Source organism: Pseudomonas sp. PDM24 (assembly GCF_019218905.1).
Taxonomy (GTDB): domain Bacteria; phylum Pseudomonadota; class Gammaproteobacteria; order Pseudomonadales; family Pseudomonadaceae; genus Aquipseudomonas.
The window spans coordinates 1-14,284 of the sequence record NZ_JAHUWR010000008.1; the positions used below are offsets into that span (position 1 = coordinate 1).

14 protein-coding genes are annotated in these 14,284 nt (G+C 57.6%); 4 read left to right on the forward strand and 10 right to left on the reverse strand.

Features of this window, described 5'->3' with window-relative positions; genetic code table 11:
* Window positions 1-204 precede the first annotated feature (204 nt).
* The 6 genes from msrQ to KW837_RS23310 all read right to left on the reverse strand — a co-directional run bounded on the left by msrQ (window position 205) and on the right by KW837_RS23310 (window position 6,188).
* Window positions 205-825 (reverse strand): protein-methionine-sulfoxide reductase heme-binding subunit MsrQ, encoded by a 621-nt coding sequence (msrQ, locus tag KW837_RS23285; RefSeq protein ID WP_218398762.1) that lies wholly within the window; start codon window positions 823-825, stop codon window positions 205-207.
* Entirely contained in the window at window positions 825-1,838 is a 1,014-nt protein-coding gene (msrP, locus tag KW837_RS23290; protein WP_218398763.1) for a protein-methionine-sulfoxide reductase catalytic subunit MsrP, read from the reverse strand. The genes msrQ and msrP overlap by 1 nt, the downstream gene beginning before the upstream one ends.
* Window positions 1,839-1,901: 63 nt before the next feature.
* Window positions 1,902-2,759 (reverse strand): CDP-diacylglycerol--serine O-phosphatidyltransferase, encoded by an 858-nt coding sequence (gene pssA / locus KW837_RS23295; RefSeq protein WP_123497220.1) that lies wholly within the window; start codon window positions 2,757-2,759, stop codon window positions 1,902-1,904.
* Window positions 2,760-2,905: 146 nt separating this feature from the next.
* Window positions 2,906-3,922: a ketol-acid reductoisomerase gene (gene ilvC, locus KW837_RS23300; RefSeq protein ID WP_003185459.1), complete on the reverse strand. Its 1,017-nt coding sequence runs from the start codon at window positions 3,920-3,922 to the stop codon at window positions 2,906-2,908.
* A 47-nt stretch (window positions 3,923-3,969) separates the two neighbouring features.
* Complete coding sequence (gene ilvN / locus KW837_RS23305) at window positions 3,970-4,461, reverse strand: acetolactate synthase small subunit (RefSeq protein WP_003176102.1); 492 nt, start codon at window positions 4,459-4,461, stop codon at window positions 3,970-3,972.
* A 2-nt stretch (window positions 4,462-4,463) separates the two neighbouring features.
* A complete protein-coding gene (locus tag KW837_RS23310; RefSeq protein WP_123497228.1) occupies window positions 4,464-6,188 on the reverse strand; it encodes an acetolactate synthase 3 large subunit in 1,725 nt (574 codons plus the stop codon).
* Between the two features lie 400 nt (window positions 6,189-6,588).
* On the opposite strand from KW837_RS23310, the gene KW837_RS23315 reads away from it, so the two are divergent.
* Window positions 6,589-7,011 carry a DUF4124 domain-containing protein gene (locus KW837_RS23315; RefSeq protein ID WP_218398764.1) on the forward strand — a complete coding sequence of 141 codons (423 nt, stop codon included), beginning with the start codon at window positions 6,589-6,591 and terminating at the stop codon, window positions 7,009-7,011.
* Window positions 7,012-7,126: 115 nt separating this feature from the next.
* On the opposite strand, the gene KW837_RS23320 is transcribed toward KW837_RS23315, so the two are convergent.
* The 3 genes from KW837_RS23320 to mrcB are packed head-to-tail and all read right to left on the reverse strand — an operon-like array spanning window position 7,127 to window position 10,531.
* The gene (locus KW837_RS23320; RefSeq protein ID WP_218398765.1) at window positions 7,127-7,462 is read right to left on the reverse strand and encodes a YqcC family protein; all 336 of its coding nucleotides are present in this window, start codon (window positions 7,460-7,462) and stop codon (window positions 7,127-7,129) included.
* On the reverse strand, window positions 7,462-8,196 hold the full coding sequence (locus tag KW837_RS23325; protein ID WP_123497214.1) for a M48 family metallopeptidase: 735 nt from the start codon (window positions 8,194-8,196) through the stop codon (window positions 7,462-7,464). Before KW837_RS23325 ends, KW837_RS23320 begins: the two co-directional genes overlap by 1 nt.
* Window positions 8,197-8,212: 16 nt before the next feature.
* The gene (gene mrcB / locus KW837_RS23330; RefSeq protein WP_218398766.1) at window positions 8,213-10,531 is read right to left on the reverse strand and encodes a penicillin-binding protein 1B; all 2,319 of its coding nucleotides are present in this window, start codon (window positions 10,529-10,531) and stop codon (window positions 8,213-8,215) included.
* 118 nt (window positions 10,532-10,649) lie between these two features.
* Here mrcB and KW837_RS23335 point away from each other — a divergent pair, with 118 nt between their 5' ends.
* The 3 genes from KW837_RS23335 (at window position 10,650) to KW837_RS23345 (ending at window position 13,146) form a co-directional block, all read left to right on the forward strand.
* The gene (locus KW837_RS23335) at window positions 10,650-12,206 is read left to right on the forward strand and encodes a bifunctional aminoglycoside phosphotransferase/ATP-binding protein (protein ID WP_218398767.1); all 1,557 of its coding nucleotides are present in this window, start codon (window positions 10,650-10,652) and stop codon (window positions 12,204-12,206) included.
* A gap of 91 nt (window positions 12,207-12,297) precedes the next feature.
* A complete protein-coding gene (locus KW837_RS23340; protein ID WP_008015079.1) occupies window positions 12,298-12,642 on the forward strand; it encodes a pentapeptide repeat-containing protein in 345 nt (114 codons plus the stop codon).
* Between the two features lie 231 nt (window positions 12,643-12,873).
* Window positions 12,874-13,146, forward strand: coding sequence for a TfoX/Sxy family protein (locus KW837_RS23345; RefSeq protein ID WP_007902045.1), 273 nt, complete (start codon window positions 12,874-12,876; stop codon window positions 13,144-13,146).
* A gap of 268 nt (window positions 13,147-13,414) precedes the next feature.
* Here KW837_RS23345 and KW837_RS23350 read toward each other — a convergent pair whose 3' ends face one another.
* Window positions 13,415-14,281 carry a ChaN family lipoprotein gene (locus tag KW837_RS23350; protein WP_218398768.1) on the reverse strand — a complete coding sequence of 289 codons (867 nt, stop codon included), beginning with the start codon at window positions 14,279-14,281 and terminating at the stop codon, window positions 13,415-13,417.
* Window positions 14,282-14,284: the final 3 nt, after the last annotated feature.

Sequence of the window (14,284 nt, forward strand, 5' to 3'; positions counted from 1 at the left end):
TTTTTCTCCACTTTCGACCGAGATGATCGAACCGCCAAAAGAGCCAAACAACACCGCTCTTTCAACTCCTTCTGGCTTCGATGAACTGAAGCGCAACCGCTGCCGAAAACTGCGTAACTCTTTGTTTACCAAGGAGTTTTCCGTTTCGACTGCGCCGGAAGTGGGGCGAATTATAGACGTCCAGAATCTGCCGTCAACCTCTAATTACGCTTTTCTTGCAGAAGGGGGCTTTTTAGCTGTTAAACGTGGAATCCGGCGGATTACAGGCGGCAATCTCAGTACCAACAACAACGCACCTATAGATGCATAGATCGCCCACTCCTTCAAATCGGCACGAACGATCCACAACATATGCAGCAATCCGAGCCCGAGAACCACATAAACCAATCGATGCAGTTTCTTCCAGCGAGAACCTAAACGCCGCTGACTGTAGCGATTAGAGGTAACCGCCAATGCCAGCAAACAGAGAAATCCCAGCACCCCGACAATAATGTAGGGCCGCTTTCGCAACTCGATACCCAGTTGCGACCAATCAAAGCCAAGGATAAACGCGGTGTAACCGCTCAAATGCAGAACAACATAAGCGAAGCACCACAACCCCAACTGCCGCCGAACCGCTATCCATCCCGGCCAACCAGTGAGCTTCTGCAATGGCGTCATGCTTAATGTAATGAGCAGCAGCACAAGCGTCCCCTGCCCCAGACGGTCAATCAATACCTTGCCTGGATCAGGTCCCAGCACATCCGCCCAAGCCTGATACAACCAAAGCACTGGCCAAATCGCTGCAGTGATGAAGACGCCAATACGCCAAAACGGATATCGCATCAGTAATGCTTCCGCAAATCGAGCCCTGTATAGAGAGAAGCAACTTCATCCGAGTAGCCGTTGAACATTTGCGTGTCCCGCACATTGGGCTTGAACAGACCGCTCGGCAAACGCCTTTCCCGTGCCTGGGTCCAGCGCGGGTGATCGACTGTCGGGTTCACGTTCGCATAAAAGCCATACTCATCCGAGGCGATACTCTGCCAGGTAGTTTTCGGCTGCTCACTGACCAAGCTGATCCGCACGATGGATTTAATGCTCTTGAAGCCGTACTTCCAGGGCACCACCAGTCGCAGCGGCGCACCATTCTGATTCGGCAACTCACGCCCATACATGCCCACAGCAAGAATCGCCAATGGATTCATTGCTTCATCCAGACGCAACCCTTCTACATAAGGCCAGTCGATCAAGGCAAAGCCGGAACGCTGCCCGGGCATACTTTTGGGATCCTGCAAGGTTTCGAAGCGAATGAACTTGGCTTTGGACGTCGGCTCGACCTCCTTGAGCAACGCCGAAACAGGAAAACCGATCCACGGAATGACCATCGACCAGGCTTCCACACAGCGAAGACGATAGATGCGCTCTTCCAGTTGATAAGGCTTCATGAAGTCTTCCAGCGCATACCGCCCCGGCTTACCCACCTCCCCGTCCACCACCACGCTCCAGGGTTCGGTTTTCAGCGCACCGGCGTTGGCCGCGGGATCACCTTTATCGGTACCGAACTCATAGAAGTTGTTGTAGTGGGTCGCATCCTTGAAAGGTGTGATCGCCTCGTCTTTGACGTTGACCGCCTCCCATTTGGTAGAAGGAAGCTTTTCGGCAAACCAGGCGGGCGCCTTGCCAGGCTCGACATCAGCATAACGCGCAACATCATCGGCACTCGCCCAACGCGGCAGACTGCTCACCGCCAAACCTGCAACGGCGGCACCTAATACACTGCGGCGAGAAAGGTAGAGGGATTCAGGCGTGACGTCCGACTCATGACAGTCAGACGCTTTGGGGACTTTGATCAGCATGACAACTCCGCAGCTTTGGAGGACAGATGCACCCATAGACTGCGGAGTATGAGGGAAATTACATCACTCGGCTTTTTTGTGGCGACGAAGGCGCAACAGGTACTGCACCGGCCCGGAAGCCGCATAGGCAAGGAAGACCAGCAGCAGGATACGCGGCGGATCACTGAACACAACGGCGAATACCAATACCACCGCGAGAATCGCGACAAAGGGAACACGCCCTTTCAAGTCCAGCTCCTTGAAGCTGTTGTACTTGATGTTACTGACCATCAGCATCCCGGCGGCGGCAACCATCAGTGCAACCAGGAACGACATCTTGGAACCCTGAATGCCGTAATCGCTGAATGCCCAGACAATGCCCGCGACCACACCGGCGGCGGCCGGGCTGGCCAGGCCGATAAAGTAACGTTTGTCTGCGGTGCCGACTTGAGTGTTGAAACGCGCCAGACGTAACGCCGCCCCCGCTACATAGATGAAGGCGACCATCCAGCCGACCTTGCCCATGTCACCCAGGGCCCAGCCGAATGCCAGCAATGCCGGCGCCACACCAAAGGCAACCATGTCCGACAGCGAGTCGTACTCGGCACCGAAAGCGCTTTGGGTATTGGTCATACGGGCAACGCGACCGTCGAGGCCGTCGAGCACCATGGCGACGAAAATCGCGATCGCGGCAAACGCAAAATATTTGCTCGCGCCGATCACATCACCCGCACTCAAGGCACTCTGGGCGCTCATCGAGTTGATGATGGAATAGAACCCTGCGAAGAGGTTCGCAGTGGTGAACAGATTCGGCAGAAGATAGATACCACGATGCCGGACTTTACGACCTTCAGCGTCATGCCCTTCTTCGATGTGTTCATCGATGGGCAGAAGGCTTTCGGCGTCAGAAGCCTGCTTTGGCTCTTCGGGACGTTCGCTCATGGACATTTACCTTGCAACGGGGTGGAAAGTTTCGACAGGTGTCTGGGACAACGGTTCGGCCACAAACAATGCAGCTTTATACCAGAACCGACGGATCCAAACGAAAAAACGCGGCCTAGGCCGCGTTTTCCGTACAAGCTCGGGACTTAGTTCTTGGCTTTGTCGACGATCTTGTTGGCACCGATCCACGGCATCATGGAGCGCAGTTGCTCACCGATGATTTCGATACCGTGGGCGGCGTTGTTACGACGCTTGGCGGTCATCGAAGGATAGCCGGTGGCGCCCTCGCTGATGAACATCTTGGCGTATTCGCCGTCCTGAATACGTTTCAGGGCGTTGCGCATGGCCTGACGGGATTCGGCGTTGATCACTTCCGGACCGGTCACGTACTCGCCGTACTCAGCGTTGTTGGAGATCGAGTAGTTCATGTTGGCGATACCGCCTTCGTACATGAGGTCAACGATCAGCTTCAGTTCGTGCAGGCATTCGAAGTAGGCCATTTCCGGCGCGTAGCCAGCTTCAACCAGGGTTTCGAAACCGGCTTTTACCAGCTCAACGGTACCGCCGCACAGAACGGCTTGTTCGCCGAACAGGTCGGTTTCGGTCTCGTCCTTGAAGGTGGTTTCGATGATGCCGGTACGACCGCCACCAACGCCAGCAGCGTAGGACAGTGCAACGTTTTTGGCGTTGCCCGAAGCATCCTGGTAGATAGCGATCAGGTCAGGGATACCGCCGCCTTTGACGAACTCGGAACGCACGGTGTGGCCCGGAGCTTTCGGCGCGATCATGATCACGTCGAGGTCAGCACGTGGCACAACCTGGTTGTAGTGAATCGCGAAACCGTGGGAGAAGGCCAGGGTGGCGCCTTTCTTGATGTTCGGCTCGATTTCGTTCTTGTACAGGGCAGACTGGAACTCGTCCGGGGTCAGGATCATGACCAGGTCGGCAGCCGCTACGGCGGAAGCAACGTCGGTCACTTTCAGGCCGTGGGCTTCAGCTTTGGCAACAGTAGCCGAACCTTTACGCAGACCGACAGTAACATCAACGCCGGAGTCTTTCAGGTTGCACGCTTGAGCGTGGCCCTGGGAACCGTAACCGATGATGGCAACTTTCTTGCCCTGGATGATCGACAGGTCGCAGTCTTTATCGTAGAAAACTTTCATGAATTTCCCCTCTATATCTGGCCCTTCAGGCCATTCGCTAATTTGGTTTAGATGCTCAGTACTTTGTCGCCGCGGGCAATCCCGGTGACGCCACTGCGTACGGTTTCCAGAATCGAGGCAGTCCCGATCGATTGAATGAAGCTGTCGAGCTTGTCGCTGGTACCGGTCAATTGAACGGTATATACGCTAGCGCTGACATCAACGATCTGCCCACGATAAATATCGGTGGTGCGCTTGATCTCGGCGCGCTGGGCGCCGGTGGCCTTGACCTTGACCAGCATCAGTTCGCGCTCGATGTGAGCACTCTCCGACAGGTCGACCAGTTTTACCACTTCGATCAGCTTGTTCAGGTTCTTGGTGATCTGCTCGATGACTTCATCGTGCCCTACCGTGGTCAGCGTCAGACGCGACAGGGTCGGGTCTTCGGTTGGCGCCACGGTCAGGCTTTCGATGTTGTAGTTGCGCTGCGAGAACAGGCCGACTACACGAGACAAAGCGCCCGGTTCGTTTTCCAGAAGCAAGGAAATAATGTGCCGCATGATTAAGTACGCTCCGTCTTGCTCAGCCACATATCGCGCATGGAGCCGTCTTTGATCTGCATCGGGTAGACGTGCTCGCTGGTGTCGACCGAAATATCGATAACCACCAGGCGATCTTTCATGGCGAACGCCTCTTCCATCTTCGACTTCAAATCTTTCGATTCGGTGATGCGCACGCCAACGTGACCATAGGCCTCGGCCAGCTTGACGAAGTCAGGCAACGATTCCATGTAGGAGTGCGAGTGGCGGCTGCCATAACTCATGTCCTGCCACTGGCGAACCATACCCAGTACACCGTTATTCAGAATGACGATCTTCACCGGCAAACCGTATTGCAGGCAGGTCGACAGTTCCTGAATGTTCATCTGGATGCTGCCCTCGCCCGTTACGCAGGCGACGTCATCATCCGGGAAGCTCAGCTTGATGCCCATGGCCGCCGGAAAACCGAAGCCCATGGTGCCCAGGCCACCGGAGTTGATCCAGCGGTTTGGCTTGTTGAACGTGTAGTACTGCGCAGCGAACATTTGGTGCTGACCCACGTCGGAGGTCACAAAGGCGTCGCCCTTGGTCACTTCGCACAGGGTTTCGATCACGGTCTGCGGCTTGATCACGCTGCCGTCGCCCTTGTCATAAGGGAACAGGCCGCGATCACCGCGCCACTCATCGACTTGCTTCCACCAACTGGCAACGGACTCCTTGTTCGGGGTCTCGCCGATTTCCTTGAGGATCGCGACCATTTCGGTCAGGACACTTTCGACCGGACCGACGATAGGCACGTCTGCCTTGATGGTCTTGGAGATCGAAGCCGGGTCGATGTCGATGTGAATGATCTTGGCATTCGGACAGAACTTGGCCGGGCCGTTGATCACGCGATCGTCGAAGCGCGCGCCGACTGCAAGGATGACATCGGCATGGTGCATCGCCAGGTTGGCGGTGTAGCTGCCGTGCATGCCGAGCATGCCAATGAACTGACGGTCGGTGCCGGGGTAGGCACCCAAACCCATCAGGGTATTGGTCACTGGCAGGTTGAGCATCTTCGCCAGTTCGGTCAGCGGCGCAGAGCCACCACCGAGAATCACACCGCCGCCTGAATAAAGCACAGGACGCTTGGCCGCCAGGAGCATTTCGGCTGCCTTGCGGATTTGCCCGGAATGACCGCGAACGGCCGGGCTGTAGGAACGCAGCTTGGCTTTTTTCGGGAAGATGTATTCGAACTTCTCGGCCGGGTTGGTCATGTCTTTCGGGATATCGACAACGACCGGACCAGGACGACCGGATTGCGCCAGGTAGAACGCTTTCTTCATGACTTCCGGGATTTCCGACGCATGCTTGATCATGAAGCTGTGCTTCACGATTGGCCGGGAGATACCGATCATGTCGGTTTCCTGGAATGCATCGGTGCCTACCATGGTGCTAGGCACCTGGCCGGAAATGATCACCATCGGAATGGAGTCCATGTAGGCCGTGGCAATACCGGTGATGGCGTTGGTTGCACCCGGGCCGGAGGTTACCAGTACCACACCGGCTTTACCGGTGGCACGGGCATAGCCGTCAGCCATATGGGTCGCAGCCTGCTCGTGACGAACCAGGATGTGGGTCACTTCCGGTTCTTTGAACAGGGCATCATAGACATGAAGAAGAGCACCACCCGGGTACCCGTAGATATATTTGACGCCTTCGTCACGCAAAAAGCGGACGAGCATCTCACCGCCAGATAAAAGCTCCACGTTGTTCACCTCTAAAACGCCAGAATACCGCCCACATACAAGAGGACGGGTCTTAATAGGTTTACTTCTCGGCAGAGCATGAGCGACGGTGGTCGCCGACTACGTCAGCACTGACTGAGCAAGTATTGGGATCGTCCCAAGTGTTGCGGGCCTTTCCCACCCAGCGCGAGGTAACGCGTTGCGGGTGTAACAGGTCGGCGCGGATGTGCGCCTCATGATCTACCGAGTGGGTCTGCTTCTGGCAGTCCCTCTACAGCGGACTTTGGATTCTTCTGTTTCGCCCATCGCAAGTCAAGCCGTCAATGTGCTTTATTCGAACTAAGCGCATGAGAACGCAAGAAAAAACCTTTAAACCGCAACTGTGTTAGCTTCGATTGCGCACCCATGACAAGGAAATGGCATGCGAACGTTCTTCTTCACCGCCGGCTTGCTGATCAGCCTGAGCCCTTTGTGCATGGCGGGTCAGATCTATAAATGGGTCGATGCCCAGGGCGTTACCCATTTCGATGCGCAACCGCCCCCAGGCCAGGAGCCCACCCTCGTGGTGACGCCCGCCCCGCCCGTCGGCAAACCGAGCGCGCCGCCGCGCAGCAACGTCGTAGGCGATCAACGGGCCATCGACAACAAAGTGAAAAAGCAGGTCGCCGAGCAGCAAGACCAGCTAAGAGTATTCTGCGAACAGGCCCGAACGAACCTGGCTCAACTGCAGAATAATCCGCGACTACGGGAGGATGTCGACGGTGAGATGCGCCGCCTGACCGACCAACAACGTCAGGAGCGCATCACCGAAGCACAGAAACAGATTGCGAAAAACTGCATGTAGGAGCTGTCGAGTGAAACGAGGCTGCGATCTTTTGATTTTGCTTTTAAGAACAAGATTAAAAGATCACAGCCTCGTTTCACTCGACAGCTCCTACGGCTCCTACAACGGATTGGAGTTAGCGGGAGGCGGTGATCAACAGGTCGAACTCTTTGAGCAAGACCTGAAGCTGCCGATCCTTACCCTGGACGTTGCGGGTGGCGAAGACCATTTCGGCCATCTCCTGGATCCCCGACGCGTTGGGTAATGGCAGGTCTTGCTCCAGGATCAACTTCATTCTTGGCAGGAAGATCCATTGCAGCCATTGCTCGAAGTCCAGCGTATCCACCGAGAACGGCTCGACGCTGGATAGCGCTTCATCGGACGGTGCAACATCGTCCCACCAGCCCTGAACGCGCAGTTCGCGCTCGATCAGCAGCAACTGCTCGGCAATCTTCGGGAAGCGTGCATCCATCACAGCGAGACCTTGGCCTTCTGACGCGCCAACGCTGCACCGGCGGAGTCACCCTGCTTCTCACGAGCCTGAGCGATCAATTCCCACAGGCTGGCCTGAAGGGCCGGACGACCATTGGCGAACGTCAAACCACGACGAGCGAATTGTTCGGCCTGTGCCGCATCGCCTTGAGCCATACGTACCTGGGCCAGACGGTAAAGCACTTGTGGCTCACGCGGCGCGACACGCTGGGCGCGCTCGAGACTGGAAGACGCACCATTAAGGTCGCCACTGGCCTGTTGCTGCTGGGCAGTGGTCAACAACGCCAGGACCGGACCGTCCAGTTGCTCATCGGCAGACAGGCCGCCGGAGCTCGCCGAAGGAATCCCGCTCGGCGTCGATGGCATGCTGTAGCTGCCCTGATTGATCGGTGCCGACTGGACCGGCGAGGTATCGATCGGGCCCGGAGTGATCGGGCCTGGGGTAATCGGCGAAGTGCTGATCGGGGCCGAGGAAACAGCGCCACCTCCCGGCACCATCACGACGACGCCAGTATCACCTTGCGGGATTGCCTGAGTCTGGGCTTGTGCAGGACGTTTTACCGTCGACTGCCGGAAACCACCATTCGCCGAAATCCGTTCACTGTTGGAGACGGCGCTGCCGGAATCCACAACCGGGATCGAACCACGCTGTACGGTGGAGCAGCCGCTGAGCAAAGCCACGGCGGTCACTGCTGGAATCAACCACTTGTTCACTTGAAACCCTCTTTGCTTAATTCATCCAGCCCTTGACCCAATCCATCACCGATTCAGCAGGGCTTTCGCCACCGCAAGCGGGACCGGGAGGCGGTTCGCTGCCGCGAATATACGGCATCTGCACTGCGCCTGGGCAGCTGCCTTCAGAACCTTGCCCGGTGCGCGAATCGACCCAGGCCTGAACAATGTTGTCCGGCTGCGGCATGTCCAGCGGCAGCGGATCGGCCTTGCGCATGAAACTGGTCCACACCTGCAACGCACCGGTGGCACCGGTGAACGGCGTCTTGCCGTTATCATCGCGCCCCAGCCAGACGACTGCCAGCAGATCCTGACTGAAACCGGCGAACCAGCTGTCCCGCGAATCGTTACTGGTACCGGTCTTGCCGGCCAGGGTCAGGGTTTTTGGTAACACGTTGTAAACCGAACTGCCCGTACCTTCACGCATGACCCGTTGCATGGCGCTCTGGATCAGGTAAATAGACGCCGGATCGAATTGCTGCTGAATCTGGAACGGATAACGCTTGAGCGGTTCGCCCTCGGCAGTCAGCACGCTGCGAATCCCGCGCATCGGCGTATTGAACCCGCCGTTGGCCAACGTCTGGTACATGGTCGCCACTTCGATCGGGGTCATACCGCCGGCACCCAGCAACATCGACGGGAACGCCGGGAATTCCCGAGTCACACCCAGGCGCGCCAGGGTCTTCAAGACATTCGGTACGCCCACCGCCAAGCCAAGACGCGCGGTCGACAGGTTGTAGGAATGCGCCAAGCCTTGATACAGGAACACCGTACCGTGGGAACGGCGATCATAGTTCTGCGGTTTCCAGACCTGACCGTCCGCGCCTTTGACCGAGAAGTAGTCGTCCGACAGCCAACTGGTCAGCGTGTACTGGCTTGGCTTCTCGAGGGCTGTCAGATAAACCGCCGGCTTGATCAACGAGCCGATCGGTCGTACTGCGTCCAGCGCCCGGTTGAAGCCGGCAAAACTCGCCTGACGACTACCGATCATGGCCTGGACTTCGCCGGTTTCCGGGTTGGTCACGACCATGGCCGCCTCAACCTCATCGGAACCCTTGCGCCCGGACAGACGCTTGAACGTGTCATTGACCGAGGCTTCGGCCTTCATCTGCAGGATCGGGTCGAAACTGGTGAAGATCCGCAGACCTTCTTCGGTCAAGTCTTCGTCGCGGTAGTCTTCGCGCAACTGACGCTTAACCAGGTCGAGGAAGCCCGGGAAAGAGCTGTCGGCCAACTTGCCGCGAGTGGTCACACCCAGTGGCATTTTCTTCGCCGCCTCAACCTGTTCGGCGGTGGCAACGCCTTGTTCCGCCAGAACATCGAGCACCAGATTGCGTCGCTCCAGCGCCCGCTCAGGGTTGCGACGCGGGTTGTAATAGGACGGCCCCTTGACCATGCCCACCAACAAAGCGACTTGATGCAGTTTCAGCTCGGACAATGGCTGCCCGAAGAAGAACTGGCTGGCCAAGCCGAAACCGTGCACCGCGCGCTGACCATCCTGGCCGACGAACACTTCATTGAGGTAAGCCTCAAGAATTTCGCGCTTGTCGTAATGCAACTCAAGCAACAACGCCATCATGGCTTCGGTGAGCTTACGGGTCAGGCTGCGTTCGCTGGTGAGGTAGAAGTTCTTGACCAACTGTTGCGTCAGCGTACTGCCACCCTGGGTCATCTTGCCGCCCGAGGTGTTGACGTAGATGGCTCGGGCAATCGACTTCGGCGACACGCCCCAGTGGCTGTAGAAATCCCGGTCTTCTACGGCAACCAGGGTTTCGAGCAGATACGGCGGAACCTGATCGATTTTGATCAGGATGCGGTCTTCAAGGTTTTTCGGGTAAATCCCGCCAATCAGCAGCGGCTCCAGTCGCACCACAGAGAGCTTCGAACCGTTGGTCGCCGAGAGCTCGGCCACGTAATCGCCGGAGAAGCGCACGCGCACAGGCTGAGCTGTCTCCATGCCTTCATAGAACTGGAAGCCACGGGTATTCAAGTCGATGGTATTGCCATTGACCGCCGCCGCGCCAGGGCCGTTGCTGACGGCTTCGCGTCGGTAGCCCAAGGCATCGAGCTCGGTGAGGAAGTCTTCCTTGCTCAGCTTTTGGCCAGTGAACAGCTCAAGCGGGCGCGCGTACACCTTGGCCGGGATGGTCCAGCGCTTGCCGGAGAACTTCTCCTGGACCACAGCGTCGAGATAAACCGCGAACCCGGCAAGCACCACAAGGCCGACCAGACTGAGTTTAAGGGCCCAGCCCAGCCAGGGGCGCATGCCCTTGGAAGGTGGTTTTTTGGGGGTGCGGGGGGATCGAGTACGAGTCATGGCGGCGGATTATACGCACTTTATTCATACTCGACAGAAGCCCGCTGAGGTTTGCGTCGGGCAGACTTGCGGCCATAATGGCGGCCTTGAATTTTTCCCAGACTCTGAAGGATCGCCTGTGAGCCAGTCCCTGATCGCTGCCCTGCAAAACCCGGCCCTCTACCCGCATCCCGTAGAAGGGTTTCAGGTCATCGAAACCCATATTTCGTGGGTGCTGCTCACCGGCCCCTACGCTTATAAAGTGAAGAAGCCAGTGAATTTCGGCTTCCTCGACTTCACCAGCCTCGAGGCTCGCGAGCATTTCTGTGCTGAAGAGCTGCGCCTGAACCAGCGCCTGACCCATGATTTGTATCTGGAAGTGTTGCCGATCACTGGCAGCGCCGAGGCGCCGCAACTGGGTGGCGATGGCCCGGTTGTCGATTACGCCCTGAAAATGCGTCAGTTCCCACAAAGCCAATTGCTCAGCACCTTGCAAGCCAACGGCGAATTGACCACCACGCACATCGACGAGATGGCGGCGCAGATCGCTCAATTCCACCTCAGCGCGCCGAAAGTGCCTGCCGAACACGAAGCCGGCACGCCGGACAGCGTGATGGCGCCGGTACGGCAGAACTTCGAACAGATCCGCCCGTTCCTCAGCGACAAGGCCGATCTGCTGCAACTCGAGGCGCTGCAAGCCTGGGCCGAAAGCAGCTTCGAACGCCTCAAGCCGCTATTCGCCCAGCGCAAGGCCGACGGTTTCATTCGTGAATGCCACGGTGACATTCACTTGGGCAACGCTACCGTGATCGACGGCAAAGTGGTGATCTTCGACTGCATCGAGTTCAACGAACCGTTCCGCTTCACCGACGTTTACGCCGACACCGGCTTCCTGGCCATGGACCTGGAAGACCGTGACCTGAAGAGCCTGGCGCGCCGTTTCATCAGCCAATACCTGGAGCTGACCGGCGACTATCAGGGCCTTGAGCTGCTGAACTTCTATAAAGCCTACCGCGCACTGGTTCGCGCCAAGGTCAGCCTGTTCAGCATGCCGGCCGAGGCCGATCCGGTGCTGCGCGCCACCACCCTGCGTCAGTACCGCAACTACGCCAATCTGGCGGAAAGCTACAGCACCATTCCTTCGCGTTTCCTGGCGATTACCCACGGTGTTTCCGCTGTCGGTAAAAGCCACGTGGCCATGCGCCTGGTGGAAGCCCTCGGCGCCATTCGCCTGCGTTCCGACGTCGAGCGCAAGCGTATGTTCGGCGAGCAAACCGTACCGAACGACCCGCAGGCCGGCATTTATAGTGCTGACGCCAGCGCCGCCACCTACAGCCGTCTGCATGAAATCGCCGGTGTCATTTTGCATGCCGGTTTCCCGGTGGTGGTCGATGCCACCTACCTCAAGCGCGACCAACGCGACGGCGCGGCAAAAATCGCCGAAGCCACGGGCGCGCCGTTCCTCATCCTCGACTGCGACGCACCGCAAGCGGTAATCGAGAGCTGGCTGAAACAACGTCAGGCAGACAATAACGATCCGTCCGACGCCAATCTGGCCGTTATCGCCGCCCAGCAAGCCAGCCGCGAAGCCCTGACGCCAGCAGAAATTCTCTGCAGCAAACGCGTCCAGACCAATGAAAATGGCACGCTCGATACCGTCGTTGCGCAGATCCGCCAACGTCTGCCAGGCCTGTAAGAAACTATTTCAACCGTGAAGCCCTCACCGGCTTCACGGCTGTCAAATAGTGGCACTATACTGGCGCCATAAAACCATCAGGTGATGCGACATGAGCCAGCCGAAACTTCTCGACACCCCGCTTTATGCCTTGCTGCACAAAGACGACATCACAGGCTTTAACAACGAGCGCCCGAAAGATGGACCCATCGACATGGTCGGTGGCGACTTCCGTGGTCTCGATCTGCGTGAACTGAACGCCGACGGCGTCGACTTCACCGATGCCTATTTCCGTTCTGCCGACTTGCGCGGCATCGACTTTCGCAACGCTTCCCTGGAAGGGGCGAGCCTGGCCCACGCGCAGATCTCCGGCGCGTACTTCCCGCCAGAGCTGAGTGCCGATGAGATTCTGATGTCGATGAATTTCGGTACGCGACTGCGTTATCGCACCCGCTAAAAGCGACGTTCTACCAAGTCCGGCGCCCCTGCCTTGCGCTGGACTTGTACTTTTTTACCCCCCGAAACTCACACCTTCCGACCGCACTCGCAGCCTTTTCCCACCACTTCCAGAGCCCGCGTCTTAGAAGCTTTTGCGTCGAAACCGACCAAACAATCACGCTTTTCCTACTGATGGCTACACTGCTGAGAGGCTCGCCCACGCACCGTTCGGCTGTCGCAAGGAGGCTTGATGAATGATGAACTGCAACACCTGAAGAATCTTGGCAAGACGTCGGCGCAATGGCTGCATGCCGTGGGCATCCACAGTGCATCGGACTTGCGTCGGCTGGGAGCTGTGGATGCTTATCGGGCCGTGCGCACGCGCGGTTTTCGGGCTTCCAAGGTGTTGTTGTATGCGATCGAAGGCGCACTGATGGATGTTCACTGGAACGACATTCCCGCCGAACGCAAGGAAGCTTTGAACAAACAACTGGACGCCATCTCGTCACGCCACAAGATTTGAACGGGTAATTACGCTTACGCACACAGCCTGAAGAGCAATGATTGCAAGGCCTTCACCAAGGGAACTGGTGAGATCCACAGAAATTGAAAATCAGCGGTTGACTTGGTAATGAGAATCGCTATGATTATCACAACTGGTCGCGAGACTGGTCGATATTCTGAAAAGCCCTTGGTTCGGACTCTCAGATTATCTCCTCATCAGGCTAATCACGGTTATTTGACCCGGCTCTTGCCGGGTCTTTTTTTGCCTGTGGAAAACTCGCCAGGTTTTACTGCCCTGACTGCTTGCCGAACTGTTTACGCATTTGCGCGCAGTAATCCTGCGGTGGCGTGGCGGGCGTATACCAAACGTAATCGGCCATGGCCGGCGTGACCTCAGCACCCTGCTCCGCCAGCATCAATACCATCGGCGCTTCTGGCTCACCCAGATCCAGCACATGGATCGGCACCCCCACATCCTTACGCGCGTGGTACGCGCCGGCAAACAGCAGTGAAGGCGTTGGTGCGGCCAGTAATCGCCCGGCCATCCGCCGATCACGCTGCTGCTGGACGGCAAGCATCGCGGGCATTTGCGATGTGGGCAGCAAGCCGCAGTGGGAATCGCTGATTTGTGCCAGCAACTCATCCTTGACCACCGGCGCGTTAGAGAGCGAACCGCTCAATGCCGGGGGTTTGGCATAGAAAGTACGGACTTCAAGCGTATCCAGATTGGCCGCCAGCAACGGGTACGGCTGAGTCAGGGCAAAACCAACGATCGGCCCATACAGATTCCAGTCCCAACCCGGTTGCCAGGCCAACGCATTGGGCAAGTCAGCGGGTAGCGATGAAGAGTGCTTAACATGATCGACGCGCCCTTGTTGATCCGGCGTGAGCATTTCCAGCAGTAGACTGCCTTGGGGCCGCCGCTCACCCAGCGCCTGTAATAACCACAATTGCAGTTGATGGTGATCACGATTGTCATGCTGCTCGCCGACGATCAACCGCGAAGGCTTGGCCAACCGTGCAAGCAGTTCCTGCGCTGTCAGTGTTTGCCCGCTGCGCAGGTCCCGGATCTCGCCGCTGACGGGTGGCGGCACCACCGGCACATGCTGACAGGCACTCAGTAACAGCACAGCCAGGATCACCATCACACGCATGTT

Bases quoted from the DNA above. Each gene is read 5' to 3' on its own strand.
- msrQ (WP_218398762.1), bottom strand. From the start codon at position 825: ATGCGATATCCGTTTTGGCGTATTGGCGTCTTCATCACTGCAGCGATT.
- msrP (WP_218398763.1), bottom strand. From the start codon at position 1,838: ATGCTGATCAAAGTCCCCAAAGCGTCTGACTGTCATGAGTCGGACGTC.
- pssA (WP_123497220.1), bottom strand. From the start codon at position 2,759: ATGAGCGAACGTCCCGAAGAGCCAAAGCAGGCTTCTGACGCCGAAAGC.
- ilvC (WP_003185459.1), bottom strand. From the start codon at position 3,922: ATGAAAGTTTTCTACGATAAAGACTGCGACCTGTCGATCATCCAGGGC.
- ilvN (WP_003176102.1), bottom strand. From the start codon at position 4,461: ATGCGGCACATTATTTCCTTGCTTCTGGAAAACGAACCGGGCGCTTTG.
- KW837_RS23315 (WP_218398764.1), top strand. From the start codon at position 6,589: ATGCGAACGTTCTTCTTCACCGCCGGCTTGCTGATCAGCCTGAGCCCT.
- KW837_RS23320 (WP_218398765.1), bottom strand. From the start codon at position 7,462: ATGGATGCACGCTTCCCGAAGATTGCCGAGCAGTTGCTGCTGATCGAG.
- mrcB (WP_218398766.1), bottom strand. From the start codon at position 10,531: ATGACTCGTACTCGATCCCCCCGCACCCCCAAAAAACCACCTTCCAAG.
- KW837_RS23340 (WP_008015079.1), top strand. From the start codon at position 12,298: ATGAGCCAGCCGAAACTTCTCGACACCCCGCTTTATGCCTTGCTGCAC.
- KW837_RS23345 (WP_007902045.1), top strand. From the start codon at position 12,874: ATGAATGATGAACTGCAACACCTGAAGAATCTTGGCAAGACGTCGGCG.
- KW837_RS23350 (WP_218398768.1), bottom strand. From the start codon at position 14,281: ATGCGTGTGATGGTGATCCTGGCTGTGCTGTTACTGAGTGCCTGTCAG.